Below are 24,096 nucleotides of genomic sequence, written 5' to 3'. Positions count from 1 at the left end.
GGACGGCAATGACGGACACGGAACCTTCGACCCCTGCCGAACTACAGGCTCAACTCGCGGAGATGCAAGGGCGCCTAGCGGACTCCGAAGCGCAGGCCCGAGAAGCAGAGCTCAGCACACTCCGGGCTCGCATCGCCGGCCAGCACGGCATCAAGGCCGAGTACCTCGACTTCCTCAGCGCGACCGACGAAGAAACCCTCCAACACCAGGCGGAACGTCTCGTCGTGCTCGGCGGCGGACCCGGTGCACGGCTCGGCAACGTCGCCCCTCGCGAAGGCTCGACGGCTGTGATCCACACACGCCACTCACCTCGGGAGACGAAGCGATTCGTCAACGAGCTCTTCGGCCGCGACCCCGATCTGTACTACGACTGACGACCCCCACCCCGGGGTCCCCCCACGCCACACCTGGAAGTACCACAGGGGATAGGCACCGTCTCTCCCCGGCTCAGAAAAACGAAAGGAGGACACCGTGCCCAGAGCCCAGAAGGTCAAGATCGCACCAGCGGTCGAGGGCAGCAGACGGGGGGTTCTCGAGGCTCTCCGGCGTCGCATCGCGGAGGAGATCGACGGCGGCACCGTAGCGTCGCACGCTCTCGCTCGTCTGATCGCGGAGCTGTCTCGGATCGACGCCGAGCTGCGGACGCCGATCGTGGATGACGTCAACGACGAGGAAGAAGTGGAGGACGGGGTGTTCGATCCGAGCACGATCTGACGTCCCGAATCGGAACCGCGGTCCGCCCTGATGGGTGGCCGCGGTTCCTTCGTTTCGTCCCCAGTCACCGGTAGAATAAAGGTGACGGACACCACTGCCGAACACGTCGCGGGTGGGTCAGACAGCATCGCTGGCTGGCCGGAGGACAACCCCTAGCAACTCCCGGGGGAAGCGCTAGGAAGCGTGTCCTCCGTTGGCGAACCGCACCGTCAAGACTTCCCTCGTAGCCGAGGTTTCCGGCTACCTCTCCGGCATGGATGCCGCCGCGCGCAAGACGCGTGAGCTCGGCTCCGAAGCTGAGAAGCTCGGGCAGAAGCGCGAGGCCCTCGACGGCCTCGGGCGCGCATCGTTCGCGTTCGGCGCGGTCGCGGCGACTGCTGTGGCGCTGGCGGTGGCGAAGTACGCCGAGTTCGACCAGGCGATGTCGTCCGTTCAGGCGGCCACCCATGCCTCCGCCGGTGAGATGAACCAGCTCCGCGACGCTGCGATCGACGCCGGCGCGCGGACCGTGTTCTCCGCCACCGAGGCGGCGAACGCGATCGAGGAGCTCTCGAAGGCCGGTGTCGGCACGAAGGACATCCTGGGCGGTGGACTTGCCGGCGCGCTCGACCTCGCCTCCGCAGGTGAGCTCAAGGTCGCCGACGCGGCCCAGATCGCCGCGACTGCGATGACCCAGTTCAAGCTCGAGGGCAGCGAAGTCCCGCACGTCGCCGACCTCCTCGCCGCCGGAGCAGGCAAGGCGCAGGGCTCCGTGCAGGACTTGTCGCAGGCACTCAACCAGGGCGGCCTCGTCGCTTCGCAGGCCGGGTTCAGCATCAACGAGACCACCGGCGCGCTCGCGGCGTTCGCGTCCGCGGGCCTCCTCGGCTCTGATGCTGGTACTTCGCTCAAGACCGCCATCATCGCCCTGCAGAACCCGTCGAAGAACGCTGCTGGGACGATGAAGCAGTACGGCATCGACGTCTACGACTCGTCCGGCAAGATGCTGTCCTTCGGCGGCATCGCCGCGCAGCTGCAGGACAAGCTCGGCGGCCTGTCCGATGAGCAGCGGAACGCTGCCCTCGCGACGATCTTCGGCAACGACGCAGTGCGCGCCGCGAACGTCCTCTACGCCGAGGGTGCAGACGGTATCGCGGAGTGGACCGGCAAGGTCAACGACAACGGCTACGCCGCGGAGACCGCCCGCATCAAGCTCGACAATCTCAAGGGCGACGTCGAGCAGCTCGGCGGCGCGTTCGACACCGCGCTGATCAAGACCGGGTCTGGCGCGAACGCGAGCCTCCGCGACATCACCAAGACCGCGACCGGTCTCGTGCAGATGATCGGTGACCTTCCCGAGCCTGTGCTGAGCGCCGGGCTCAGCGTGACGGCTCTCGCTGCCGGCGTGACATTGTTCGGCGGTGCCGTCTTCACGGCCATCCCGAAGATCGGCGCGATGAAAGTACAACTCGCGTCGATGGGGACCTCGTTCCGTTCCACGGCGGCGCTGTCAGGGGTGGCGGGCGCAGCGTTCGGTGCCCTCGCGCTCGGTGTCTCCACTTGGGTGTCGATCGCTGCGGAAGCGAAGGCCAACACGGAGGAACTGACCGAGACCCTCGACAAGCAGACCGGGGCACTCACCAAGAGCACCCGGGCGGTGATCGTCAAGAACCTCGCCGACAAGGGTCTGTTCGACGACGCGAAGAAGGCAGGCGTCTCTCAGAAGGAGCTCACCGACGCTGTCATCGAGGGTGGGGACGCCTTCGAGCAGATGCGCGACAAGCTCGGCGGCACGTCGAACCTGATCGCCGCCCTGCAGGGCTACAACATCGTCAGCGGCAAGTTCAACAACGCTCGCGTCTCGCTTTCCCAGATCCGCCAGGAGCTCGTGGACTCGCAGGGGGACTGGAAGAACGCCAGCGCCGCGAACGGTGAGGCGGGCGATACCGCCGCGACCGCGTCGCAGCAGTACCAGCAGGAAGCGACGACGGTCTCCGATCTCGCGTCCGAGCTCTCGGATCTGATCGCCCAGTTCGACAAGGTCAACGACGTCAACCAGGACGCCATCAGCGCGAATGCCTCCTACCAGGAGTCCCTCGCTGGCCTGTCGGATCAGGTGAAGCAGCAGCGGGAGAACACCAAGGGCTACACGACGTCGCTCGACGAGAACACTGCGGTCGGTGCGGGCAACGCGTCGATGCTGTCTGATCTCGCCGGGAAGGCGCAGGAGGCTGCGTCGAAGCAGTACGCGGTGGACCAGTCGACGATGGGTGCGAAGGAGGCGGCGGAGAAGTACGCCGGTACCCTGGCGGCGCAGCGGCAGAAGTTCATCGAGTCCGCGACTGCAGCTGGTTTCAACGCCGGTGAGGTGCAGAAGCTCGCGGACAAGGTGTTCCAGCTGCCGTCGGCGAAGCAGATCAAGATCCTCGCCGAGACGAACACTGCTGGGTTGGCGCTCGACGAGATCAAGCGCCGGCAGGACCAGATCCAGCGGAACATCGACATCTCGATCAACGTGCACAAGATCGACCCGGAGAACCTGTACACCACGGGTGGCCTCAAGGTGCCTCGCGCGGGTGGCGGTCCGGTCTACGGGCCGGGGACGTCGACCTCGGACAGCATCGACGCGAAGCTCTCGAACGGTGAGTTCGTCGTGAAGGCGTCGGCTGCCTCCAAGTACGGCATGGGGTTCCTGCATGCGGTCAACCAGGGACTGTACAACCCGGCTCAGTACGCCGGTGGAGGGCCCGTGCAGCGGGAGACCTACGTGCCGACGCCCCCACAGATCGTCTACGCGCAGCAGGGCGTCGCTACGGGCAGCACCGGCGCGGGCGGCTTCCACGTGCACCTCGAGAGCAAGGGCAACACGAAGCGGGACCTGGAAGAGGCCCGCTGGACCTACGACCGGTACGAGAGCAAGCGCAGTGGCGGACGGTGAACGTCAGGGATCATTCCTGATGCATCGACGCACTTGTCGGCACGACAGCGTCCGTGTACTTCAAGGGCGTGTGACCACACCCAACGATGGAAGACCCCCACCAGTCTCCTGGTGAGGGTCTTCCGTCGTTGGGTCACCCGACTTGGGGCGAGCGACGTACGTGAGGCAGACGTCAGCATGATCGGGTGCACCCGAACCTTTGCCCCGCCTGCGAGCGGCACGTCCCTGCCCACGGGGCCGATTCGCTCGTCCTCGACGACGGGCAACGAGTGCATGTGTCTTGTACCGCAAAGTGGCTGGGCCTGCCCTGGCCAGACCGTGCTGACTGATCGGCCGCGGGCGAATAGAAGACCCTTCACCGATCCCTGCGGGAGCCCGGTGGCGGTCTCTCGTCATCGGTGACTTCTGGATGCGGTTCCAGGAGCCGAGCTGCACGACTCTCGCGGAACAGTGGGGCATACTCAGGTGTCAGAGAAGGCGGGCGCGGGCGGGGACGTGGCAAGAGACATTAGGCCAGTTGGGTCCTTCGGCAGCAACAACATGCATGCCGCGTTCGAGAAGGCTCGCGCTCGCGGGGTCATGACTGCGGACCTCTCCGACTTGGGATTCGTGACGCCTGCGGGGCTCGTGGCAATCGCGGCCTACGCGCACAAGGCACGGACGCGTGGCCGGGCAGTTCACGTGCTGCGTCCCAAGAGCGACGACGTTGCGAACTACGTTGCTCGGGCGCGACTCGGCAAGCAGCTTGAAGACGTGGGCGCTACGCATGATCTGCCCTCGGTTCGGGAACATGAGGTCGGCGACAGCTTGCTCACTGTGACGCCGTTCGTCGACGCACGAGGCGCGGAGGAACTGGCGACGCGTGTCTGGGAGGTGGTTCACGACCAGGACGAAGACGCCGCCGCGATCATGTTCATGAGCCTCACCGCGATGGGAGAGAACGTCCTCGAGCACTCGCGGTCCCCGCGCGGCTACGCAGCCGCCCAGAAGACGCACGGGGGGACGGTCTTCCGTTTCGCTGTGGCCGATGCGGGCCGGGGCTTTGCGCGCGCGCTTCGCCGACACAAGCCGCGCGATGACAGCCACGCCCTCAAGATCGCGCTGGAGCCTGGCGTGAGCGGGGTCGATGAAGAGAACCGCGGGTACGGGTTGACCGAACTCAGAGACAAGGTTCGGGACATGGGCGGTACGCTTCGCCTACGATCCGGACGCGGTCAGTTCCTCGTCTTCCCGAGAAGCACGAGCGAGACGCTCTTCGACGAGCCGCTACCGGTCTCCGTTCTCGAAGGAGAACTGCGGGTACGGAACCGCCGAAAATGAGCCGTACACGCTGCGGATACTGTGGAAGACTCAACGCACTAGAGGCGTTGAACTCGGGTGAGGTGAAGGGATCATGACTCTGAAGATCACACTGCCCCGGTTGGTTGGCACGCGCGAAGCGGCAGACGACTTGGTGGAGAACGCCAGCGGCACGCCTGAAGGCGGCGTCGTGTACGTCAACGGTCGGGCGCTCGCAACGTCGACGATCTCGTTCGCGGACGAGCTAGTGAAGAAGCTCGCTGAGCGCGGCGCGAGCAACATCCTGCTGGTCTCAGCTCCGGAGCGGTTTGAGCGGCAGATGACCGACGCCAGTAAGCACCACAATCACGTCGCGGTAAACATCGCTAGCGCTGCGGATCTAGCGGCGATCTAGCGCACTGACTTCCGGCTCTGCGCGATCTTCTTCATGAGGATGTTGAAGGCCTTGATCTCAGCATCGGCCGTTGTCTCCTCATCGTGCAGCGCGAAGAGGTCCCCTGTGTCCACGTATGCCTGCGCGGTATCCGAGAGTTCTCCGGCCCCAATCAGGGAGCACGCTATGAGGAGAGAACTGCCGCGTCGAGCGAGTTCACGGTCGCGCTCCGGGTCATTGGTGCTGTTGTCCCCCTGGCCGTAGCGCAGAACGAGGCGGCGGTACTTGCGGAGCGCTGCCGCGGCGTGCGACGTCTCGTCGTAGCTGCGCGAGCGGCGCAGGGCTCGCTTCTCTCGTGAGCCTACGATCAGCGCCGTGCTGAGCGCGCTGATTGTGCCAGACGTCAGGATCGTGGCCACAGTTGGGCCAGCAGAGCCCACGAAATCGCCAATCGCTGTCCATCCGTCTGCCATTCCTGCAGACTACCGACAGCCCGCAGGCGACGATGATCCTGGTGGTCCCTACGGGTGACGGACTGCATCCCGCCACACCCAAGCGCAGTTAGCCACCTGCCCGAACCCCCACTCGACGAGCACCGCGCGTTCCGTGTACGCGATGACCCGCCCCTCCACCTCGAGGATGCGGTCGGGGAACTGCAACCAACAGAGAACCGGGTCCGGAGCGGGCAGGTCGACCTCGGGCCCGCCGCGGGCGAGCTCTGGCAGCGAGTACGCCGGTCCGAGCGTCCAGCGATCGCGTCGCCGGTGGGCCATCAGTCGCGTCGCGGGGTGAGCCGTCGGACGGTCACGCTCGAGCGGGGAACCCACGCGCGCTGCGGGCGGCCCTGCCAGGCGATCTCGACGAACACGGCGACGTCGGACCGTGCCACGGCAAACGCCTTCACCTTCACGAGCTGGCCGATCTGCTCGAACTCGAGCCGGTCGATCCACACGGGCTGGGGCGGGTCGACGGACTCGGGGCTGCCGATCTCGTCGAGGGGCAGCGAGTCGGCTGCGTAGATCGGGACGTCCTGGTGTTCGGGCGGCCCCCACCGGTGTTCCTCGCTCACCTGCGAGGTGCCAGCCCGACAAGTCGGTATCTCACCAAGTGGTGCTGGTCTTCTTCGCCCCAGCGCTCGAAACGGTAGGCGGGGCCGCCGGTCGCCAGGGGTGCGTCAAGAACCTCAGCAGGGTGGCCGAGTGATGAGCGGGGCCAGCAACCCCAGCCTTCGGGCGTGATGTCCACTCCTCCGTCGAATACCCGAGCGACGTAGTGGGTCGTGAAGTCCATGACGAACATGATCACGGGATCCGCTGACATGCCCCGGACGTGGGCTTCCGAACAGGGTTGGCCGCTCGATACGCTGCGGTCAACTCGAGAGGAATGACGATGACCGACACCGCTCCGCCGCCGGCTGGCTGGTACCCAGACTCGCAGGGCACGACTCGCTGGTGGGACGGTCAGCAGTGGACCGAGCAGACGCAGACTCCCGCCTCGCCTCCTACCGCTCCGCAGCGCACCGGGCTTGGCTCGAAGATCGCTGACGCAGGCCGGAACCTTGTTACCCGCACCGACCCCGCAGCTCGAGCGGACGTTCTCTGGTCGGCGGTCGGGAAGCCAATCACGCAGATCGGCGGCGGCCGGTACACGTTGACGCCGGAGTACCTCCACTTCGAATCCGGGACCCTCCGCACCAACGCGCAGCAGATCCGGACGCACGAGATTCACGACGTCGACGCGAAGCAGTCGATGGCGCAGAAAGCCCGCGGCCTCGGCACCATCACGCTGTGGGCGGAGCGCTCGGGCGGCGGCGAGCAGGTGCGGCTTGAAGACATCCCGAACTTCCGCGAGGGCGTCAACGCGATCAACGACGCCGCGTTCAAAGCACGTGAGGGGCTACGCGTGCGCGAGCAGACCTCGCACGTGAACTACCAAGGCACACCGTTCCCTGCAGCAAGTCCTGCGAATCCCGTGACGGCGGCCGCTCCGGCCGCACCCGCTTCCACGGCGTCTGACCTGAACGGTGAGCTCGAGCGTCTCGCTGGATTCCACCAGGCAGGCATCCTCACAGACGAAGAGTTCACCGCCGCGAAGCGGAAGCTGCTCGGGCTTTGAGACCGACCCGCTCGCCTGTTCACGCTACAGCTTGCGTTTCGGTGCCGAATGGCTGAGCGTGCCTCCGAGCAGGACGACATCCTTCAGTCGAATACCGCGGCGCTCAAACGCCTGCGAGGGCAGGAGACTGAAGACGAACTGCGATCCGCCGCGGAACTAATCCGGCTGCTTGAAACGATCCCCGACCTGTTTGCGAAAGCCGAGCAGCTGTCCAAGGTCCGGTCGGAGCGCCGCAGCGTCATGTCGGCCGACGACGCGCGCTCCAACCCCCTGCAGCTTAGCCACATGGTGCAATTCTGCATGCTGGTCGGCATCGACAACCTACAAGCGCTGCGGCAGCTGATGCACCCGGATGATGCCGAGCAATTGACCGTCCCAATCGTCGCGATGTACCCGCTGCTCCGGAGCGTCATCGAGTCCGCTGCGCAGGCTTTGTGGTTGCTCGACTCCGAGTCGCAGCGCGAACGGCTCACGCGATTGGTCCGTGCCCGATCGACGGAACTCGCGTACGAGCAGGAACTGGCGCGGGAGATCGCCCGATCGTTACCCGCCGGCAGCGAGCGGCAAGAGATGGAGAAGAAGGCGAAGCAGAATCGCCGGCGCGGCCGGTCGTACATCGTCGACGTGATCGAGCGCAATGGGCTGGACCGCTCCGAGTGCGACGTCACGATGCCGGGGTACGGCCCTCTCGTGGAGGCGGCGGGCGACCGGGTAGGGATCAACGGCAACCTCCTGCGGTCCGTCTGGCAATACGTCAGCGGGCTCACACACCCATCCACCGCTCGCGCGACTAGCGCGGCAACCCTCATCGAGATTGCCCCACCCCGCGGCAACATTCGCAGCACTCGGATGGAGGCAAACGTCGGCCAGCTGACCATCATCCTGCCGATCGCACTGAAGATGTATCGATCAGCTGACCGGCTCCGCCGATTCAGGATGCTGCAGGTGCCACGTGCTGACTCCTGACCGACACTTCATAACCGCTCTGCACTAGCGCCTCCGTCCGCGCTTCATCTTGTCCGCAGTCAACTGCTCCGTGTACGCCTTGACCCGCCCCTCGACCTCGAGAGAGCGATCGGGGAACGTCACCCACACGAACACCGGGTCGGGCGCTGCGAGGTCGTACACGGGCCCCCATAGGCCGCCTCCGGCAGGCTTAGCGCTGGCCCGAGCGCCCACCTGTCACAACGTCTCCGAGCCACCCGGTGACGGTAACCGAACCTCCGACATGCAGGGCTACAGACATCGTGGCTCATCGGGGAGCGACTGCAGCCAGCGCTCCCCCTCCTCACGCAGGATGAGCGCCTTCTTCTTCCCCGGGAACTTCGGCACCAGCTCACCCCTCCGAATCGCTTCGCGGATCGTCCAGTCGGATAGGTCGCAGACTGCTGCGAAGTGATCGATCGAATACGCGAGTTGCCCCTTGTCTTCCATGCATCGATCGTCGCCCCCTCGACGCTGACCGGCAATCGACAGATCTGAGGAGGCGGTCGAAGACATGCGCGAACTCTTGGACGTCCCGCGCACCGGTAGCTACGCACGTACGGTTCACCCGTGAAGGACGCACCGGACGACAGCCATGCCCTCGACGTACCGGAGCTCGCGAAGTGGCTCAACATCTCCGAGTGGAAGGCCCGCGAGCTCGGCAACGACCTGCTGTTTCCCTCGTTCCGGGTCGGCAGGGCACACCGCTTCTGGCCGTCGGAGGTGCGGGCGTACCTGTCGGAGCCGAGTGATCCGTGGAAGCAGTCACCGCAGTCGCGAGGTCGGAAGCGCGTTGGACGCGCGCAAGCGGCGGGGTATCGCGGTCAGTGGCCGTCGCCGAGGCCACCTCACCCGATGGAGTGACGAACCCGCACTTACCCCGCAGATTCTCCGCCATAGCGCGGAATTTGCCGGAACCTCACGAGCAGGAGAAGCCCAGTTGAACGCACAAGTCGCCATCTAGGGGAAGTAGCTGGAATGCACCGTCAGGTAATACGGGGGTTGCGGGTTCAAGTCCCGCTGCCGGCCCCATATACTGAGCCCGCAGGCCGCGACATCGTCGCCGCCCGCACCGCCTTCAGCCCCGCCGCGAGCGGGGCTGTCGTGCATCCGGTGCCGGTGCCAGTGCCGGTGCTCAGGGCCACGTGCCCGCCCCGGACGCGCACCCCTGGATGTCCGCGACCAGCGACGCCATCACCCGCGCCTGCCGAGCATCCTGTTCGGTGACGGTCTGGGAGCGCACCCACACGAACGCGATCAGGTCCGCGATCTGCAGCATCCGCGAATGGTGACTCGGAGCGAAGTGCACGGTGTCGAGGAGGCGCTCGAGCCGCGTGTGCATGTACGTGCCCGGCGTTCCGTACGCCTGGTAGACGGCGACGCGCTCGCGGTGCCGGTCGCGATCTGATCGCTCGTCAGCGATGACGAGCGCGTACGTCTCGTTCGCCGCGGCCGTGCGGTCCGCACGCTGCAACAGGTGCTGGAACGCCACCTGCTCGGGCGCGTGCCGGTCGGGGTACGCGCGCGCGTCCTGGTGGCGACGGAGTCGCTCCGGCCGGACACCGCGCAACAGCACCGTCGCACCGGAGGCGCGCACGGCTTCGACGACGTCGATGAACACCTTCGCCCGCACCCGCGGCGGAACGCCGGTCCACGCGTCCTTGCCGTGGAAGAGGGGATGGGCGTGGATCTCGGTCCGCGGAGCGACCCCGTACCCGTCGAGGGCCGCGACGATGCCGTGCACGTGTGCGGTGAGGGCCCGGGTCTGCTCCGCATCGGCCATCACCGCACCGAAGCCGTAGAAGTCGGCCTTGAACGATTCGTCGACGAAGCAGAGGAGCACGGTGGAATACTGCCGTACGCATGCGCGGGATGCACGGCGGCGCTCCCGGACGTGCGGAAGCCCCGGGCGAGTGATCGCCCGGGGCTTCCGGCGCGTGGAACGCGGATCAGGGGGCGTTCCGAGCGCTCGACGCGGTAACCAGCCGGTCGTGCAGCGATGGTGACACCTCATCGAGCACCGTGTCCAGGCGCGTGCACATCCTCGCGGAAAGCCGCAGAAGGCGGACAGCGGGCGCCCAGTGACCGGGCCGTCCCCTGCCCGTCCGTTCAGCGTCCGCCGGTGATCTTGCGCTCGCGCTGCGCGACGCCGGCCGTGCCGTACGGGTAGTCGTCGACCCGCGGGGCGCTCACGTCGGTCAGGGTCTGCAGTTCGGACTCGTCGAGCACGAGGTCGGCTGCGCCGAGGTTGTCCTCGAGCTGCGAGAGCGTGCGGACGCCGAGGATGACGCTCGTGACCGCCGGACGCGCGAGGAGCCACGCGAGCGCGACCTGCGAACGGGAGACCCCGTGGGCGTCGGCGATCGTCGACACCGCGTCGAGGACGGCCCAGGTGCGTTCGTCGCCGTTGCGGGCCTCCCACGCCTCCATGCCGCGCTGCGGGTTCTCGCCGAGGCGCGTGGTGCCGGTGGGGGCCTCGTCGCGCTGGTACTTGCCGGTGAGCCAGCCGCCGGCGAGGGGCGACCAGGGCAGCAGGCCGATCCCGGCGTCGAGGCAGGCCGGTACGACCTCGTGCTCGATGTCGCGGACGAGCAGGTTGTACTGCGGCTGCAGGGTGACGGGCGGGGCGAAGTGGTGCGCCTTCGCCTCGTACACGGCCTTCGTGATCTGGTAGCCGAGGTAGTTCGAGAACCCGTAGGAGCCGATCTTGCCCGCGGACACGGCGTCGTCGAGGAAGCGCAGGGTCTCCTCGATCGGGGTGAGGGCGTCCCAGGCGTGCATCTGGTAGAGGTCGATGTGGTCGACGCCGAGCCGTTCGAGCGAGGCGTCGAGGGCGACGCGGAGGTGCCGGCGCGACAGCCCGAGGTCGTTCGGTCCGTCGCCCTGCGGGAAGCGGCCCTTGGTGGCGAGGACGACCTGCGCCGCCTCGGTCGGGTGTGCTGCGAGCCAGCGGCCGATGATCCGCTCGGACTCGTTGCCGGAGTACACGTCCGCCGTGTCGACGAGCGTGCCGCCGGCCGCCACGAAGGCGTCGATGATGGCGTGTGAGGTGGGTTCGTCGGCTTCGCTGCCGAACGTCATGGTGCCGAGGGTCAGCGTCGACACCGATGTCCCGCTGTTGCCGAGGAGTCTGTAGTCCATGGGCGGGACGGTACGCGCGTCGCGCCGGAACAGAGGGGACCTGCCAATACCCGTCAGGGTTCGGGCGGCGCGGCCTCGTCGGCCCGCGGTGGACAGGTCGCGGCGACCAGCGCCCGACGGCTCAGGCCCGCAGGAACGCGATTCAGGCCCGCAGGAACGCGATCGCCGCCTCGCGGAACGCCCGCGACGTCGGCGCGTTGAAGTGGTTGCGCCCCGGGATCTCGAAGAACGACGCGTCGGGCGCGGCCGCCGCGAGCCGCACGGCGCTGTCCCGGATGCCGTCCTCGCTGCCCGCCGCCATCAGGATCGGCTGCGTCGGGGCGTTCGAGGGCGTCGGCTCGATGCTGTCGCGCATGCCCTCGACCATCGCCACGAGCGCCGCGAGGTCGTTCCCCTCGACGTTGCCCGCCATCGTCAGGTACCCGTTCGTCACCCGGTCCTCGATCGGGGTGCCGTCGGCGAGGTACGCCTTCGCCTGGTCCACCCGCACGCGGCGCATCGGGTCGGCGTCCGGGATGCCGCCGAAGACGGCGCGGGTGATGCGGTCCGGCAGCCGCTCGGCGGTGTGCCAGCCGACCCGTGCGCCGAGCGAGTAGCCGAGGAACGCGACGTCGTCGAGCAGGTAGGTGTCGATGACGGTGGTGACGTCGGCGACGAGGAGGTCCATCGAGTACGCGCCCGGGTCGCGCGGCTTGGCGCTGGCGCCGTGTCCGCGCTGGTCGAGCGCGACGACGCGGTACCCGGCACGGACCAGGTCGCGGGTCCAGCCGGAGGCGTGCCAGTTGAGCACGGCACCGGAGGCGAAGCCGTGCACGGCGACGACGGCCGGCGCTTCGGGATCGCCGAAGTCGTAGGTCGCGATCGGCAGGCCGTCCGGGGACATCACGGCACGGGGTCGGGGCGCTTCGGGGACGAGTGACATGTCCTCTCAAGGCTACCGGGGCACTGTGGTCGTCATGGACGGCTACGGCGGCGATCAGATCCGGGCGGCGGAGCGGCCGCACCTCGACGCGGGGGAACCCCTCATGCAGCGTGCGGCCGACGGGCTGGCAGCGATCGTCGGCGACCTGCTCGACGACCCGGCCGTGCGGCCCGGTGACGGACCGGGGTCGGTCCTGGTGCTGGCCGGCAGCGGCGACAACGGTGGTGACGCCCTGTTCGCGGGTGCTCGCCTCGCGGCGGCCGGGAGGCACGTGGCGGTCCTGCGCGTCGGCGCACGTGTGCACGAGGCGGGCCTGGCAGCGGCGCTGGAAGCCGGCGCGCGCCTCCTGGCCGGCCCGTCCGGCACCTCGGGACCGGAGCCTCGCGCAGGTGCCGGTGCTGCGGACATCCTGCGCGCCGCGGTCCCGCGCGACGGCGAGCGGCTCGCCGCGGTGGCGACCGAGGCCGCGCTCGAGGCGGACCTCGTGCTCGACGGCATCCTCGGCATCGGGGTGCACGGGGCGTCGGCCCTGCGGTCGCCCGCGCGCGAGGTGGTGGAGTCGATCCGCGAACTCGCCCGTGACCAGCGCGCGCCGTTCGTCGTCGCGGTCGACGTGCCGAGCGGCATCGACGTGGACACCGGCGGGATCGCCGACGACCACGTGCTGCACGCCGACGTCACGGTGACGTTCGGCGGTGTCAAGGCGGGTCTGCTGGCCGGTCCCGCCGCGACGCTCGCCGGGCGGATCGAGCTCGTCGACGTGGGGATCGGCGAGGACCTGGCGGCCGTGGAGCCGCTGATCCGCACCTGAGGGGCTGATCCGCGCCCGGGGCTCAGACCGCTCCGGCGTCCACCCCGTGCTCGACCCCGCCGCGGGCTTCGAGCCACGTGTCGACGAAGTGCCGGTAGTTCGCCGCGATGAGCTGTTCCGCGGCCTCGGTGTCGAGGTGCTCGCGCACGACGTCCTCGAGCGGTTCCTGCCAGTTGCTCCGGCCGATCGCGAACCCGACGAAGCCGTCGACCGGTGCCGCGGTGCGCAGCCAGTGGTCGAGCTGCTCCTCGGGGGCGTCGCGACCGAGGACGATGCACTGCACCGCGTCACGGCCGCCGCGTCGCGCGGTGGCGACGACCCGTTCGGCGTCCTCGCGCGTGTCGAGGCCCTCGAGCTTCCACACGTCGGCCTCGACCCCGCGGTCCTGCAGGTACTCGAGCACATGCACGACCAGGTCGGGGCGCAGGTCGCGGTCGTAGTCGTCGACCGAGGCCTGCTGGTCGTCGGTCCCGGGGACGAGCAGTTCGACGAGGAACGGCCGCCCGGCGTCGTGCAGCGCGGCCGACACCGCAGCCAGGTCGCTCGCCTGCTGCTCCCGACGGTCCGCGTCGAAGGCGGGGTTGTCCCGCACGAGCACCTTGACGAAGTCGGGGTCGAACGCGTCGACGTGGGCCAGCCAGTCGTCGCCGTACTCGAGCTCGAACCACTCGCGACCCGAGCGCTCGACCGGCATCGCGAGCTGCAGCCCGGCGTCCTTCGCGAGCCGCGCGACGTCCGCGCCGTACCGCTCGTCGACCAGGACCCCGGTGCGGTCGCGGGAGGCTCCGGCGGCGAGTGCCGTGAGGACGCCGCGGTACACGAGCTGCTTGCCGGCACGGACCCGTTCGGCCTCGGCCTCGTCGACGGGCTCACCACCGGACTCGTCGTACGTGTGCTCGAGGAGCGACGAACGCTGGTCCATCGCGAACAGGAACAGGGGGTGTGCTTCGTCGAGGTTCGCCATGTGCCCGTGTCTACTCGCCGTGCCGGGCACGTCGCTCGGAGCATCCGTACATTCGGGGCATGACGTTCAACGAGGACTCACAGCTCAAGGGCGGCAAGGTCACGCGGCGGGGCCGGGGCGCGGCGATCGGCGGTGGCGCGGTCGGCGTCGGCGCGATCCTGGTGTTCCTCATCGCCCAGTTCACCGGTGTGGACCTGAGCGGCATCGTCGGCGGCGGGGGCGGCACGACCGAGATCCAGCAGACGGGTGAGACGGCCGATCCCGCGGCGGAGTGCCGCACCGGGCGGGACGCCAACCTCAAGGTCGAGTGCCGCATGGAGGGCGCGGCCGAGTCGCTCGACGCCTACTGGACCACGGAGTCCCGGCAGCTCGGCATCGCGTACACGACCCCCGGGTTCGTCCTCTTCACCGGGTCGACCGACACCGGGTGCGGGCAGGCATCGGCCTCGACCGGGCCGTTCTACTGCCCGCCGGACCGCTCGATCTACCTCGACACCGCGTTCTACGACGACCTGCAGTCGCGGTACGGATCGTCCGGCGGCCCGCTCGCCCAGATGTACGTCGTCGCGCACGAGTGGGGCCACCACGTCCAGCAGCTCCAGGGCGCCTTCGCCTCGACGGACCGTTCGGGCACGGGAGCGTCGTCCGGCAGCGTCCGCGTGGAACTGCAGGCCGACTGCTATGCCGGCGCCTGGGTGGGCGACGCCGCGACCACGAAGGACGCCGACGGCGAGACCTTCTTCGAGCCGATCACCCGCGCGCAGATCGACGACGCGCTGTCCGCCGCGAGTGCCGTGGGCGACGACAGCATCCAGGAGCGCTCGAGCGGCCGGGCCGACCCGGACTCGTTCACGCACGGGTCGAGCGAGCAGCGCCAGAACTGGTTCCTGCGCGGCTACCAGCGGGGCGCGACGTCCTGCGACACCTTCAGCATCCCGGGTTCGTCGCTGTAGCCGGCCCCGAGTCCATCGGTCAGCTGGACGGCGTCGCGCTGACCGATGCGGTCGGCGTCGGCGTCGGCGTGGTGTCGGTCGCACCGGCCGCGGTCACCACGAAGGTGCGGAAGTCGTCGTTCGTGATCGGCGACGTGAGCTCGTAGCGCTGTCCGTTCACGAGCACGAGCGGCACCCCGGGGAACTCGTTCAGCGTCGAGCCGGGGATGTCCCCGCTGGTCACCGAACTCGTCCGCTCGTCCACCCACTTCGCGTACGTCTGGTCCTGGATGCAGTTCCGGATCGCGCTGCGCTTCGTGAGTCCGTCGACGCCGGTCACCACGCGGGTGAGCTGGGCGTCGGTCAGGCCGGCCGTGTTCTGCTCGGGCTGTGCCGCGAAGAGCGCCTCGTGCACGGCGAAGAACTGGTCGGGGGAGTCGTTCGCGACGCAGGCGGCGGCGTTGGCGGCCCGAAGCGAGTACTTCGTGCCCTGCGACCGGTTCGACAGGGTCGCGATGGGGTGGATGTCGACCGTCGCGGCGCCGGACTCGACCAGGCTCTGGATGTACTCGCCGTTCGCCTTCTCGAACTGCCCGCACGTGGGGCAGAGGTAGTCGACGTACATCGTGATGCGCACCGCGCCCGAGCCGTCGGTGGCGCTCGGCGACGGTGCGGCGCTGACCGCCTTGAGGTCCTGCCCGATCGTGATGCCGCCCTGCGAGGTGTTCGCGGGACCGGGCCCGGCGGGCTGCACGGAGTCGACGAGCACGAGCGTGACGATGGTCGCTGCGGCGAGCAGCACGACGCCGAGGCCGATCTGCAGGCCGAGACGCACACCCCGCTGCCGGCGCTTCTGCTGCGTGCGTGCGCGCTGCGCCCGCTGCCTGGCTGCTTCTCGTCGCTCGTTCCGCGCGGCGCGGGCGTCACCCTCGGGGCGGTTGGTCATCGAGTGGTCCTCCTGGTTCGGCGTCCGCCGTACCTCCCCCGAGCGGCGGACGGACCCGGCGATTGTAGTGGGACGCTCTGGGAACCAGCCAACCAGCGGCCCAGCACTGGCGCATCGCAGGGAACTCGTGTTGTATGAACACCGATGGTCGACGACGACCATCCGGGGCCCCCACGGGCACACCGCTTCACTCGGATCGTCCGGCACGTACCTGCCGGTGAAGAAAGGACCGAACGCTCATGGCGTCCGTCACCTATGACAAGGCAACCCGTCTCTACCCCGGAGGCAACCGTCCCGCGGTCGACTCCCTCGACCTGGACGTCGCCGACGGCGAGTTCCTCGTCCTCGTCGGCCCCTCGGGTTGCGGCAAGTCGACCTCCCTCCGCATGCTCGCCGGCCTCGAAGAGGTCAACTCCGGCGCGATCCGCATCGGCGACCGCGACGTCACCGACGTCCCGCCGAAGGACCGCGACATCGCGATGGTGTTCCAGAACTACGCGCTGTACCCGCACATGACCGTCGCCGAGAACATGGGCTTCGCGCTCAAGATCGCCGGTGTCGGCAAGGACGAGCGTGCGACCCGCGTGCAGGAAGCCGCGAAGCTCCTCGACCTCGAGGACTACCTCGGCCGCAAGCCGAAGGCGCTCTCCGGTGGTCAGCGTCAGCGCGTCGCGATGGGCCGTGCGATCGTTCGTCAGCCGCAGGTGTTCCTCATGGACGAGCCGCTGTCGAACCTCGACGCCAAGCTCCGCGTCCAGACCCGCACCCAGATCGCCTCGCTGCAGCGTCGTCTCGGCGTCACCACGGTCTACGTCACGCACGACCAGACCGAGGCCCTGACCATGGGTGACCGCATCGCGGTCCTCAAGGACGGCATCCTGCAGCAGGTCGGCACGCCGCGCGACCTGTACGAGAAGCCGAACAACGTGTTCGTCGCCGGCTTCATCGGTTCGCCCGCGATGAACCTCCTCCCGGCCGACGTGGTCGAGGGTGGCATCAAGTTCGGCACGCTCAACCACGCGATCGACCGCGACACGCTCTCCAACGCGCGTTCGGCCCAGATCACGGTCGGCATCCGCCCCGAGGACGTCGTCGTCGCTCAGTCCGGCGAGGGTCTGCCGGTCACGGTCGACGTCGTCGAGGAGCTCGGCGCGGACGGCTACCTCTACGGCCACGCTGACGTCAAGGGCCAGCGCGTCGACATCGTCGCGCGCGTCGACGGCCGCTCGCACCCCTCGATCGGCGACACCATCGTCGTGACGCCGAAGTCGGGCCACGTGCACGCCTTCGACACCGAGTCGGGCGAGCGCCTCGACGACAAGGCCGTCGTCAGCGCGTAACGGCGGAAGGTCACTCACAGGAGGCGCGGTGCCAGCGGGCACCGCGCCTCCCGTCCGTTCGCAGTCCGGTCCCGATCCGCACTCCAGCACCCCGCGCTCCAGCACTCCGCCCTCCAGCACCCCGCGCTCCAGCACCAAGAGGAACCCTCGTGTCCGACTCGTTGTCCATCACCGCAGCCACCGTCGACCCCGGACTCCTCGACCTGCCCTGGGACGTCCCGCTCGCCGACTGGCCGGACGACGCCATCGTGGCGCTGCCGAAGGGCATCTCGCGGCACCTGGTCCGGTTCGTGCACCTCAGCGGGTACGTCGCCGCCGTGAAGGAGACCGGGGAAGAGGTCGCCCGCTCCGAGTACGAGATGCTCCGCACGCTGCAGCGCATGGACGTGCCCTGCGTCGACCCGGTCGCGGTCATCACCAACCGGGTGAGCGCCGACGGCGAGCCCCTGCACCCCGTCCTCGTGACGCGGCACCTGCGCTTCTCGCTGCCGTACCGCGCGCTCTACTCGCAGACCCTCCGACCGGAGACGGCAACGCGCCTGGTCGACGCCCTCGCCCTGCTCCTCGTGCGCCTGCACGTCATCGGCTTCTACTGGGGCGACGTCTCACTGTCGAACACCCTGTTCCGTCGGGACGCCGGCGCCTTCGCCGCGTACCTCGTCGACGCCGAGACCGGCAAGCTCTACCCGGGTGGCCTGTCGAACGGACAGCGCGAGAACGACCTCGAGGTGGCCCGGGTGAACATCGCCGGCGAGCTCCTCGACCTCGAGGCCGGCGGCCGGCTCGACGAGAACGCCGACGCGGTGGACGTCGCGAACCGGATCGTCGCCCAGTACCGGATCCTCTGGAAGGAACTCACCGGCACCGAGCAGTTCGACATCAAGGAGCGCTGGCGCATCAACGACCGCGTGGAGCGGCTCAACGCGCTCGGGTTCGACATCGAGGAGCTGTCGATCCACACCACCGAGGGCGGTTCGCAGGTGCGCATCCAGCCCAAGGTCGTCGACGCCGGGCACCACCAGCGGCGGCTGCTGCGGCTCACCGGCCTCGACGCCGGCGAGAACCAGGCACGGCGGCTCCTCAACGACCTCGACTCGTACCGGGCCCGCAACGGCCGCGACCTGCTCGACGAGGAGATGGTGGCCCACGAGTGGGTGTCGAAGGTCTTCGAGCCGGTCATCCGGTCGATCCCGCGGGAGCTCCGCGGACGACTCGAGCCGGCCGAGGTCTTCCACGAGCTCCTCGAGCACCGCTGGTTCATGTCCCAGCAGGAAGAGCGCTCGGTCTCGCTGCCCGAGGCCACGACCGCGTACATCAACGACGTGCTGCGGCACCGTCGTGACGAGCGGCTGCTCATCAACCCGCCGACGTCGTCGATGACGCTGCCGATCCCCGTCGTCGCGGACGCCGAGGTGGACGACTCCGACACCGACGACGTCGAGGACTGGCGCGCCAGCGTCTGAGTGCCGCCGGCGGCTGCGGGCGCCAGCGTCTGCGTGGGCCAGCGGCTGCGTCTGCGTGCGCCAGTCGCTCGGCGTTACGACGCGCGACGGCGCCGAGCCACCTCCCACAGGGTGACGCTCGCGGCGATGCCCGCGTTGAGGGACTCGGTCGCACTCGAGATCGGGATCGACACGATCGCGTCGCAGGTCTCGGTGACCAGGCGCGACAGGCCCTTGCCCTCTGACCCGACGACGATCACGATCGGGCGGTCGGCGAGCTCGAGGCCGTCGAGCTCCACGTCGCCGTCGCCGTCGAGGCCGAGGACGAAGAGGCCCATCGACTTGAGCGACTTCAGCGTCTGGGTGAGGTTCGGCGCCATCGCGACCGGCGTGCGGGCGGCGGCACCGGCGGAGGTCTTCCACGCGCTGGCGGTCACGCCGACGGAACGACGCTGCGGCACGATGACCCCGTGACCGCCGAACGCCGCGGTGGAGCGGATGATCGCACCGAGGTTGCGCGGGTCCGTGATGCCGTCGAGGGCGACCATGAGCGGCACCTGGTCGCGCGAGAACGCGCGCTCGACGATGTCCTCGGCGACGGCGTACTCGTACGCCGGCACCTTGAGCGCGACGCCCTGGTGCACGCTGTCGTGCCCGGTGATGCGGTCGAGCTCGGGGCGCATCAGCTCGATGATCGGCAGGCCGCGGTGGTTGGCGAGCGCGAGGATCTCCTTCACGCGGTCGTCGACCTCGATGCGGGTGGCGATGTAGAGCGTGCTGGAGGGGGTCTTCGTGCGCAGGGCCTCGAGCACCGAGTTGCGACCGGTGACGAGCTCGTGGTCGTCGGTCTTCCGTGTCGGCGGACGACCGGTCCGCTGCTGCGGCGAGCTCGACGCACCGTGACGACCGCGCGCGGCTTCGAAGCGCTCCTTGGCGGCCTTGCGCTTGCCGGCCGGGTGGTACGGCCGGTCCTCGGCCTTCGGTGTGGGCTTCCGACCCTCGAGCGCCTGCGCGCCCTGGCCGCCGGAGCCGACCTGCTTGTTGCCCTTGCGGCCGGAGCGGACGGCGCCGGGCCGACCCTTCTTGCTCCCCGAGACGTTCTTCATTGCTCTCTCCTGTCCGGCACTGCCGTTGTCAGGCGATGCTCCAGCGTGTACCTGCTGCGGTGTCTTCGATGGTGATGCCCGCGGATGCGAGATCGTCTCGCACGCGGTCGGCCGTGGCGAAGTCGCGTGCTGCCCTGGCGTCGGTCCGCTCCTGCACGAGGCGTTCGACGAGGGCTGCGAGTGGTGCGGCCGATGCGTCGTGGCCACCGCCAGACCAGTGGGCGGCCCGCGGGTCGATGCCGAGCACCTCGACCATCGCGGCCACCTGATGGTACGCGGTTCCGAGCGCTTCCGCATCGTCCGCGTCCAGCGCAGCGTTGCCGGCACGCACGGTGTCGTGCAGGACGGCGAGTGCCTGGGGCACCGCGAGGTCGTCGTCCATGGCGTCCGCGAAGGCGTCGGGGACCCCGGGGGCGTCGGCCAGCCGGACCCCTTCGAGGCGCGTGGCGGCACGGGACAGGAAGCCGTCGATGCGGTCGAGCGCCGCCTCGGCCTCGGCCAGGGAACCGTCGTGGTGGTCGATCGTCGAGCGGTAGTGGGCGGCGCCGAGCGCGTACCGGACGACGATCGGTCGCGCGGACCCGAGCATGTCGGCGGCGAAGACCGAGTTGCCGAGCGACTTCGACATCTTCTGGCCGCCGACCGACACGAGCCCGTTGTGCAGCCAGTACGACGCGAAGGGGTCACCGGCCGCCGTCGACTGCGCGAGCTCGTTCTCGTGGTGCGGGAACCGGAGGTCGAGTCCGCCGCCGTGGATGTCGAACGCCGGTCCGAGGTAGCGGCGCGACATCGCGGAGCACTCGATGTGCCAGCCGGGGCGCCCCGGCCCCCAGGGCGAGTCCCAGTTCGCGGTCGACGGCTCCCCCGGCTTCGCCCCCTTCCAGAGCGCGAAGTCGCGGGGGTCGCGCTTGCCGCGGGGGTCGGCGTCGGCGGCCTCGACCATGTCCTCGCGACGCTGGCGGGTGAGCGCGCCGTAGGACTCCCAGCTGCCGGTGTCGAAGTACACGTCGCCGGAACCGTCCGCCGCGGCGTAGGCGTGCCCGCGGTCGATGAGCTTCGCGATGATGTCGTGCATCTGCGGCACGCTGGCGGTCGCACGCGGCTCGTAGGTCGGGGGCAGGATGCCGAGGGCGTTGTAGGCGGCGGTGAACTCGAGCTCGACGCGGTACGCCCGGGCGAACCACTCCTCGTCCGTGGTGGCGGCGAGGTCGAGCACCTTGTCGTCGATGTCGGTGACGTTCCGCACCAGGGTCACGCGCAGCCCGCGGTGGGTGAGCCAGCGACGCCAGATGTCGTAGACCAGGGCGGACCGGAGGTGGCCGATGTGCGGCGACGACTGCACAGTCGGACCGCAGACGTACATGCTCACGTGTCCGTCGACCAGCGGGACGAGGTCGACGACGGCTGCGGCGCGGGAGTCGTAGAGGCGTACGGTCACGCCCCAAGCCTAGGACGTCAGGCCGGTCGGACGAGGGCTGTCGCGATCGCGGCGAGCCCTGCACTGCGTCCGGTGAACCCGAGCCCGTCGGTCGTCGTGCCGGACACCGCCACGGGAGCCCCGACGACCGCCGACAGCGCGTCCTGCATCTCCGTCCGGCGACCGCCGATGCGCGGGCGGTTCCCGATGACCTGCACCGTCACCGACGTCGGGACGAGCCCGGCCGACGCCAGCGCGTCCACGGCCCCGCGGACGAAGACGTCGCCCGCTGCCCCGGCGTACGCCGGGTCCGAGGTGCCGAACCGACCGCCGATGTCCCCGAGGCCACCCGCCGACAGCAGGGCGTCGCACACCGCGTGCGCGACCGCGTCGCCGTCGCTGTGCCCGGAGAGCCCGGCCTCGCCCGGGAAGTCGAGGAGCCCGACCCGGCAGGGCGCGTCGGCGTCGAACGCGTGCACGTCGACACCGAGCCCGACCCGGATGCCGTCCGGGGCCGGGGTGCGCGACCGCACGACCGACTCGGCCCGTGCGAGGTCCCACGCCGTGGTGATCTTGAACGCGTCGGCGTCGCCGGGGACGAACCGCACGGTGCCGCCGGCCGCCTGGAACACGCCCGCGTCGTCGGTCTCGGCCCGCTCCGCCACCGCGTACGCCTGCCGGAGTGCGGCGAGCGGGAAGCCCTGCGGCGTCTGCACCCCGACCAAGGCCGCGCGGTCGACGGTCTCGACGACGGCGTCGCCCTCGACGCGCTTCACGGTGTCGGTCACGGGCAGCGCCGGGACGAACCCGGCGGGGCTGCCAGCGGCGACCGCCGCGGCGACCGCGTCGAACACCCTCGTGAACTGGCCCGCCGGCGTCAGGCACCGTGCCGCGTCGTGCACCAGCACCGAGGTGACGGAGTCCGGCAGGACGGCCAGGCCGGCCTCGACCGAACCATGGCGATCCGTGCCTCCCGGGACGACCGCCGTGTACGCGACCGCGGCGCCCGCGACGGACGCGACCAGCTGTCGGCACTCGTCGACCAGCGGAGCCGGGGCGACCACGACGACGAGCGTCGGCGACGGCAGGGTGAACAGCGGCTCGAGCGCCCGCGCGAGCATGAGCGAACCGGCCACCGGGACGAAGGCCTTGGCGGTCCCGATCCCGAGCCGCGTGCCGGAGCCGGCTGCAACGACGACGACCGCCCGGTCCACCCCGGAGGGGAACCGTGCGGTCGTCGTTCGTGCTGCTGCGTTCAGTGCGCTGGTGTCGGGCTCAGGAAGCCAGGACCTCGTCGAGGACGGTCGATGCCTTGTCCTCGTCGGTCTTCTCGGCCAGTGCCAGCTCGGAGATGAGGATCTGCCGCGCCTTGGCGAGCATCCGCTTCTCACCCGCGGACAGGCCGCGGTCCTGGTCACGTCGCCAGAGGTCGCGGACGACCTCGGACACCTTGATGACGTCACCGGAAGCGAGCTTCTCGAGGTTCGCCTTGTAGCGCCTCGACCAGTTCGTGGGCTCTTCGGTGAAGGGGGCCCGGAGGACCTCGAACACCTTGTCGAGCCCTTCCTTGCCGATCACGTCGCGGACACCGACCAGGTCGACGTTGTCCGCCGGTACCTCGATCGTCAGGTCACCCTGGGTGACCCGCAGCTTCAGGTAGACCTTTTCCTCGCCCTTGATGACGCGCGTCTTCACTTCAGAGATGGTTGCCGCCCCGTGATGGGGGTAGACCACGGTCTCGCCGACCTCGAATTGCATGTATCAGGCTCCGTTCCGAGACACCCAGTTTACCACAAGCGAAATTGGGGTAAGGGGTACCTAACCACGACGGCCTCCAGGTGATCGCTAGGATGGTGGAGTTCGGACCGTCCGGTCCACATCGTGATCTTCCGGAGGAATCTCTTGCGAGCTCGGGTACTCGTGTCCGTCGCCGTTGCGGCAACCATCGCGCTCGGCGCCACCGGGTGCGAGTTCATGTCGCCCGCCCAGACCACGGAGATCAAGCAGATCACCGACGGTGTGGACGTGTCGACGGGCAAGATCGACGTCCGCAACGCGCTGCTCATCTCGGACGACGGCGAGCAGGCCCGCTTCATCGGCACGCTCGTCAACAACGCCGAGAAGGACGACATCACCGTCTCGATCGAGATCGGCGGCGACACCCAGACCGTCGAGGTCCCGGCGAACACGCACGTCGACCTCGCGATGACGACCGACACCACGGCTGAGGGCGCCACCGAGGACACCGGCTCCACCACGCAGGGCACCGAGGCCGGCGCGGGCACCGACGTCATCTTCGACAACGCCGACGCGAAGCCCGGCTCGCTCGTCAAGGTCTACTTCTCGTACTCCGGCGCCGAGGGCGTCTCCGCCAGCGTGCCGGTGCTCACCAGCTCGCAGGAGGAGTACCAGACCCTCGCGCCGACGCCGACCCCGACGAGCACGTCGACGTCCCCCTCCGAGAGCGGCTCCGAGCCGACGGGCGACGCGACGGACACCCCGATCAACCCGTAGCGCACAGCGCAACGCCTGGAGGCGCGGGGGGGGGGGCCGGGGGCCGGCCCCCCCCCCCCCCCCGGGGGGGGGGGGGGGGGGGGGGGTGAGGGGGGGGGGGGGGGGGGGCCGGGCGGGGGGGGGGGGGGGCGGGGGGGTGGGCGCCGGGGGAGGGAGGGG

The 24,096-nt window shown here is 69.3% G+C and carries 26 protein-coding genes; 13 read left to right on the top strand and 13 right to left on the bottom strand.

Features of this window, described 5'->3' with window-relative positions; translation table 11 throughout:
• Window positions 1-8: 8 nt before the first annotated feature.
• The 5 genes from EDF64_RS14340 to EDF64_RS14320 all read left to right on the top strand — a co-directional run bounded on the left by EDF64_RS14340 (window position 9) and on the right by EDF64_RS14320 (window position 5,324).
• The gene (locus EDF64_RS14340; protein ID WP_133520659.1) at window positions 9-374 is read left to right on the top strand and encodes a hypothetical protein; all 366 of its coding nucleotides are present in this window, start codon (window positions 9-11) and stop codon (window positions 372-374) included.
• A 97-nt stretch (window positions 375-471) separates the two neighbouring features.
• Window positions 472-714: a hypothetical protein gene (locus EDF64_RS14335; protein WP_133520658.1), complete on the top strand. Its 243-nt coding sequence runs from the start codon at window positions 472-474 to the stop codon at window positions 712-714.
• A gap of 253 nt (window positions 715-967) precedes the next feature.
• Window positions 968-3,631, top strand: a complete 2,664-nt coding sequence (locus EDF64_RS14330) for a phage tail tape measure protein (RefSeq protein ID WP_133520657.1) — start codon at window positions 968-970, stop codon at window positions 3,629-3,631.
• 465 nt (window positions 3,632-4,096) lie between these two features.
• Window positions 4,097-4,951 carry a hypothetical protein gene (locus EDF64_RS14325; RefSeq protein WP_133520656.1) on the top strand — a complete coding sequence of 285 codons (855 nt, stop codon included), beginning with the start codon at window positions 4,097-4,099 and terminating at the stop codon, window positions 4,949-4,951.
• A gap of 73 nt (window positions 4,952-5,024) precedes the next feature.
• Window positions 5,025-5,324, top strand: a complete 300-nt coding sequence (locus tag EDF64_RS14320; RefSeq protein ID WP_133520655.1) for a hypothetical protein — start codon at window positions 5,025-5,027, stop codon at window positions 5,322-5,324.
• Here EDF64_RS14320 and EDF64_RS14315 read toward each other — a convergent pair.
• Together EDF64_RS14315 and EDF64_RS14310 are read right to left on the bottom strand one after the other, a co-directional pair.
• On the bottom strand, window positions 5,321-5,776 hold the full coding sequence (locus EDF64_RS14315; RefSeq protein WP_133520654.1) for a hypothetical protein: 456 nt from the start codon (window positions 5,774-5,776) through the stop codon (window positions 5,321-5,323). The two genes, EDF64_RS14320 and EDF64_RS14315, sit on opposite strands and share 4 nt — an antisense overlap.
• Before the next feature lie 299 nt (window positions 5,777-6,075).
• Complete coding sequence (locus EDF64_RS14310; RefSeq protein ID WP_133520653.1) at window positions 6,076-6,372, bottom strand: hypothetical protein; 297 nt, start codon at window positions 6,370-6,372, stop codon at window positions 6,076-6,078.
• 320 nt (window positions 6,373-6,692) lie between these two features.
• Here EDF64_RS14310 and EDF64_RS14305 point away from each other — a divergent pair, with 320 nt between their 5' ends.
• Both EDF64_RS14305 and EDF64_RS14300 read left to right on the top strand, forming a co-directional pair.
• A complete protein-coding gene (locus tag EDF64_RS14305) occupies window positions 6,693-7,418 on the top strand; it encodes a DUF2510 domain-containing protein (RefSeq protein ID WP_133520652.1) in 726 nt (241 codons plus the stop codon).
• A 48-nt stretch (window positions 7,419-7,466) separates the two neighbouring features.
• A complete protein-coding gene (locus EDF64_RS14300) occupies window positions 7,467-8,384 on the top strand; it encodes a hypothetical protein (protein ID WP_133520651.1) in 918 nt (305 codons plus the stop codon).
• A gap of 24 nt (window positions 8,385-8,408) precedes the next feature.
• On the opposite strand, the gene EDF64_RS18290 is transcribed toward EDF64_RS14300, so the two are convergent.
• Complete coding sequence (locus EDF64_RS18290) at window positions 8,409-8,546, bottom strand: hypothetical protein (RefSeq protein WP_166645749.1); 138 nt, start codon at window positions 8,544-8,546, stop codon at window positions 8,409-8,411.
• 108 nt (window positions 8,547-8,654) lie between these two features.
• Window positions 8,655-8,852, bottom strand: coding sequence for a hypothetical protein (locus EDF64_RS14295; protein ID WP_133520650.1), 198 nt, complete (start codon window positions 8,850-8,852; stop codon window positions 8,655-8,657).
• Window positions 8,853-8,972: 120 nt separating this feature from the next.
• On the opposite strand from EDF64_RS14295, the gene EDF64_RS14290 reads away from it, so the two are divergent.
• Window positions 8,973-9,266 carry a helix-turn-helix domain-containing protein gene (locus EDF64_RS14290; RefSeq protein WP_133520649.1) on the top strand — a complete coding sequence of 98 codons (294 nt, stop codon included), beginning with the start codon at window positions 8,973-8,975 and terminating at the stop codon, window positions 9,264-9,266.
• A 271-nt stretch (window positions 9,267-9,537) separates the two neighbouring features.
• On the opposite strand, the gene EDF64_RS14285 is transcribed toward EDF64_RS14290, so the two are convergent.
• From EDF64_RS14285 to EDF64_RS14275, 3 genes are all read right to left on the bottom strand, one after another.
• Complete coding sequence (locus EDF64_RS14285; RefSeq protein ID WP_166645748.1) at window positions 9,538-10,245, bottom strand: DUF3800 domain-containing protein; 708 nt, start codon at window positions 10,243-10,245, stop codon at window positions 9,538-9,540.
• Window positions 10,246-10,511: 266 nt separating this feature from the next.
• Window positions 10,512-11,543 (bottom strand): aldo/keto reductase, encoded by a 1,032-nt coding sequence (locus EDF64_RS14280; RefSeq protein ID WP_133520647.1) that lies wholly within the window; start codon window positions 11,541-11,543, stop codon window positions 10,512-10,514.
• 142 nt (window positions 11,544-11,685) lie between these two features.
• Window positions 11,686-12,465: an alpha/beta fold hydrolase gene (locus EDF64_RS14275; protein WP_133520646.1), complete on the bottom strand. Its 780-nt coding sequence runs from the start codon at window positions 12,463-12,465 to the stop codon at window positions 11,686-11,688.
• On the opposite strand from EDF64_RS14275, the gene EDF64_RS14270 reads away from it, so the two are divergent.
• Window positions 12,464-13,276, top strand: coding sequence for an NAD(P)H-hydrate epimerase (locus EDF64_RS14270; RefSeq protein ID WP_243736401.1), 813 nt, complete (start codon window positions 12,464-12,466; stop codon window positions 13,274-13,276). The two genes, EDF64_RS14275 and EDF64_RS14270, sit on opposite strands and share 2 nt — an antisense overlap.
• Before the next feature lie 22 nt (window positions 13,277-13,298).
• Here the strand turns inward: EDF64_RS14270 and EDF64_RS14265 are convergent, their stop codons facing one another.
• The gene (locus EDF64_RS14265) at window positions 13,299-14,240 is read right to left on the bottom strand and encodes a 2-deoxy-5-keto-D-gluconate 6-phosphate aldolase domain-containing protein (protein ID WP_133520645.1); all 942 of its coding nucleotides are present in this window, start codon (window positions 14,238-14,240) and stop codon (window positions 13,299-13,301) included.
• Between the two features lie 59 nt (window positions 14,241-14,299).
• On the opposite strand from EDF64_RS14265, the gene ypfJ reads away from it, so the two are divergent.
• On the top strand, window positions 14,300-15,193 hold the full coding sequence (gene ypfJ, locus EDF64_RS14260; RefSeq protein ID WP_133520644.1) for a KPN_02809 family neutral zinc metallopeptidase: 894 nt from the start codon (window positions 14,300-14,302) through the stop codon (window positions 15,191-15,193).
• A gap of 19 nt (window positions 15,194-15,212) precedes the next feature.
• Here ypfJ and EDF64_RS14255 read toward each other — a convergent pair whose 3' ends face one another.
• Window positions 15,213-16,118, bottom strand: a complete 906-nt coding sequence (locus EDF64_RS14255; protein ID WP_166645747.1) for a DsbA family protein — start codon at window positions 16,116-16,118, stop codon at window positions 15,213-15,215.
• A gap of 239 nt (window positions 16,119-16,357) precedes the next feature.
• On the opposite strand from EDF64_RS14255, the gene EDF64_RS14250 reads away from it, so the two are divergent.
• Entirely contained in the window at window positions 16,358-17,458 is a 1,101-nt protein-coding gene (locus EDF64_RS14250; RefSeq protein ID WP_133520642.1) for an ABC transporter ATP-binding protein, read from the top strand.
• A gap of 149 nt (window positions 17,459-17,607) precedes the next feature.
• The gene (locus tag EDF64_RS14245; RefSeq protein WP_133520641.1) at window positions 17,608-18,921 is read left to right on the top strand and encodes a DUF4032 domain-containing protein; all 1,314 of its coding nucleotides are present in this window, start codon (window positions 17,608-17,610) and stop codon (window positions 18,919-18,921) included.
• Window positions 18,922-18,995: 74 nt separating this feature from the next.
• On the opposite strand, the gene rlmB is transcribed toward EDF64_RS14245, so the two are convergent.
• The 4 genes from rlmB to EDF64_RS14225 all read right to left on the bottom strand — a co-directional run bounded on the left by rlmB (window position 18,996) and on the right by EDF64_RS14225 (window position 23,181).
• On the bottom strand, window positions 18,996-20,006 hold the full coding sequence (gene rlmB / locus EDF64_RS14240) for a 23S rRNA (guanosine(2251)-2'-O)-methyltransferase RlmB (RefSeq protein ID WP_133520640.1): 1,011 nt from the start codon (window positions 20,004-20,006) through the stop codon (window positions 18,996-18,998).
• Window positions 20,007-20,034: 28 nt separating this feature from the next.
• On the bottom strand, window positions 20,035-21,444 hold the full coding sequence (gene cysS / locus EDF64_RS14235) for a cysteine--tRNA ligase (RefSeq protein WP_133520639.1): 1,410 nt from the start codon (window positions 21,442-21,444) through the stop codon (window positions 20,035-20,037).
• A 17-nt stretch (window positions 21,445-21,461) separates the two neighbouring features.
• Window positions 21,462-22,637 (bottom strand): 2-C-methyl-D-erythritol 2,4-cyclodiphosphate synthase, encoded by a 1,176-nt coding sequence (gene ispF / locus EDF64_RS14230; RefSeq protein ID WP_133520638.1) that lies wholly within the window; start codon window positions 22,635-22,637, stop codon window positions 21,462-21,464.
• Between the two features lie 61 nt (window positions 22,638-22,698).
• Complete coding sequence (locus EDF64_RS14225) at window positions 22,699-23,181, bottom strand: CarD family transcriptional regulator (protein ID WP_017888066.1); 483 nt, start codon at window positions 23,179-23,181, stop codon at window positions 22,699-22,701.
• A gap of 162 nt (window positions 23,182-23,343) precedes the next feature.
• Between EDF64_RS14225 and EDF64_RS14220 the strand changes: the two genes are divergently transcribed.
• Window positions 23,344-23,937, top strand: coding sequence for a hypothetical protein (locus tag EDF64_RS14220; protein ID WP_133520637.1), 594 nt, complete (start codon window positions 23,344-23,346; stop codon window positions 23,935-23,937).
• The last annotated feature ends 159 nt before the right edge of the window (window positions 23,938-24,096 follow it).

It is taken from the genome of Curtobacterium flaccumfaciens (assembly GCF_004361695.1).
Classification (GTDB): domain Bacteria; phylum Actinomycetota; class Actinomycetes; order Actinomycetales; family Microbacteriaceae; genus Curtobacterium; species Curtobacterium flaccumfaciens_B.
Note: the sequence above shows the minus strand (reverse complement) of the source record. Positions and strands in the feature narration are given on the sequence as shown.

What these genes read in the sequence shown, in the direction of transcription:
- EDF64_RS14255 (WP_166645747.1), bottom strand. Translation starts at nt 16,118, where the DNA reads ATGACCAACCGCCCCGAGGGTGACGCCCGCGCCGCGCGGAACGAGCGA.
- ypfJ (WP_133520644.1), top strand. Translation starts at nt 14,300, where the DNA reads ATGACGTTCAACGAGGACTCACAGCTCAAGGGCGGCAAGGTCACGCGG.
- EDF64_RS14250 (WP_133520642.1), top strand. Translation starts at nt 16,358, where the DNA reads ATGGCGTCCGTCACCTATGACAAGGCAACCCGTCTCTACCCCGGAGGC.
- EDF64_RS14320 (WP_133520655.1), top strand. Translation starts at nt 5,025, where the DNA reads ATGACTCTGAAGATCACACTGCCCCGGTTGGTTGGCACGCGCGAAGCG.
- EDF64_RS14275 (WP_133520646.1), bottom strand. Translation starts at nt 12,465, where the DNA reads ATGTCACTCGTCCCCGAAGCGCCCCGACCCCGTGCCGTGATGTCCCCG.
- EDF64_RS14295 (WP_133520650.1), bottom strand. Translation starts at nt 8,852, where the DNA reads ATGGAAGACAAGGGGCAACTCGCGTATTCGATCGATCACTTCGCAGCA.
- EDF64_RS14280 (WP_133520647.1), bottom strand. Translation starts at nt 11,543, where the DNA reads ATGGACTACAGACTCCTCGGCAACAGCGGGACATCGGTGTCGACGCTG.
- EDF64_RS14265 (WP_133520645.1), bottom strand. Translation starts at nt 14,240, where the DNA reads ATGGCGAACCTCGACGAAGCACACCCCCTGTTCCTGTTCGCGATGGAC.
- EDF64_RS14300 (WP_133520651.1), top strand. Translation starts at nt 7,467, where the DNA reads ATGGCTGAGCGTGCCTCCGAGCAGGACGACATCCTTCAGTCGAATACC.
- EDF64_RS14270 (WP_243736401.1), top strand. Translation starts at nt 12,464, where the DNA reads ATGTCCTCTCAAGGCTACCGGGGCACTGTGGTCGTCATGGACGGCTAC.
- EDF64_RS14340 (WP_133520659.1), top strand. Translation starts at nt 9, where the DNA reads ATGACGGACACGGAACCTTCGACCCCTGCCGAACTACAGGCTCAACTC.
- EDF64_RS14225 (WP_017888066.1), bottom strand. Translation starts at nt 23,181, where the DNA reads ATGCAATTCGAGGTCGGCGAGACCGTGGTCTACCCCCATCACGGGGCG.
- EDF64_RS14305 (WP_133520652.1), top strand. Translation starts at nt 6,693, where the DNA reads ATGACCGACACCGCTCCGCCGCCGGCTGGCTGGTACCCAGACTCGCAG.
- rlmB (WP_133520640.1), bottom strand. Translation starts at nt 20,006, where the DNA reads ATGAAGAACGTCTCGGGGAGCAAGAAGGGTCGGCCCGGCGCCGTCCGC.
- EDF64_RS14315 (WP_133520654.1), bottom strand. Translation starts at nt 5,776, where the DNA reads ATGGCAGACGGATGGACAGCGATTGGCGATTTCGTGGGCTCTGCTGGC.
- EDF64_RS14330 (WP_133520657.1), top strand. Translation starts at nt 968, where the DNA reads ATGGATGCCGCCGCGCGCAAGACGCGTGAGCTCGGCTCCGAAGCTGAG.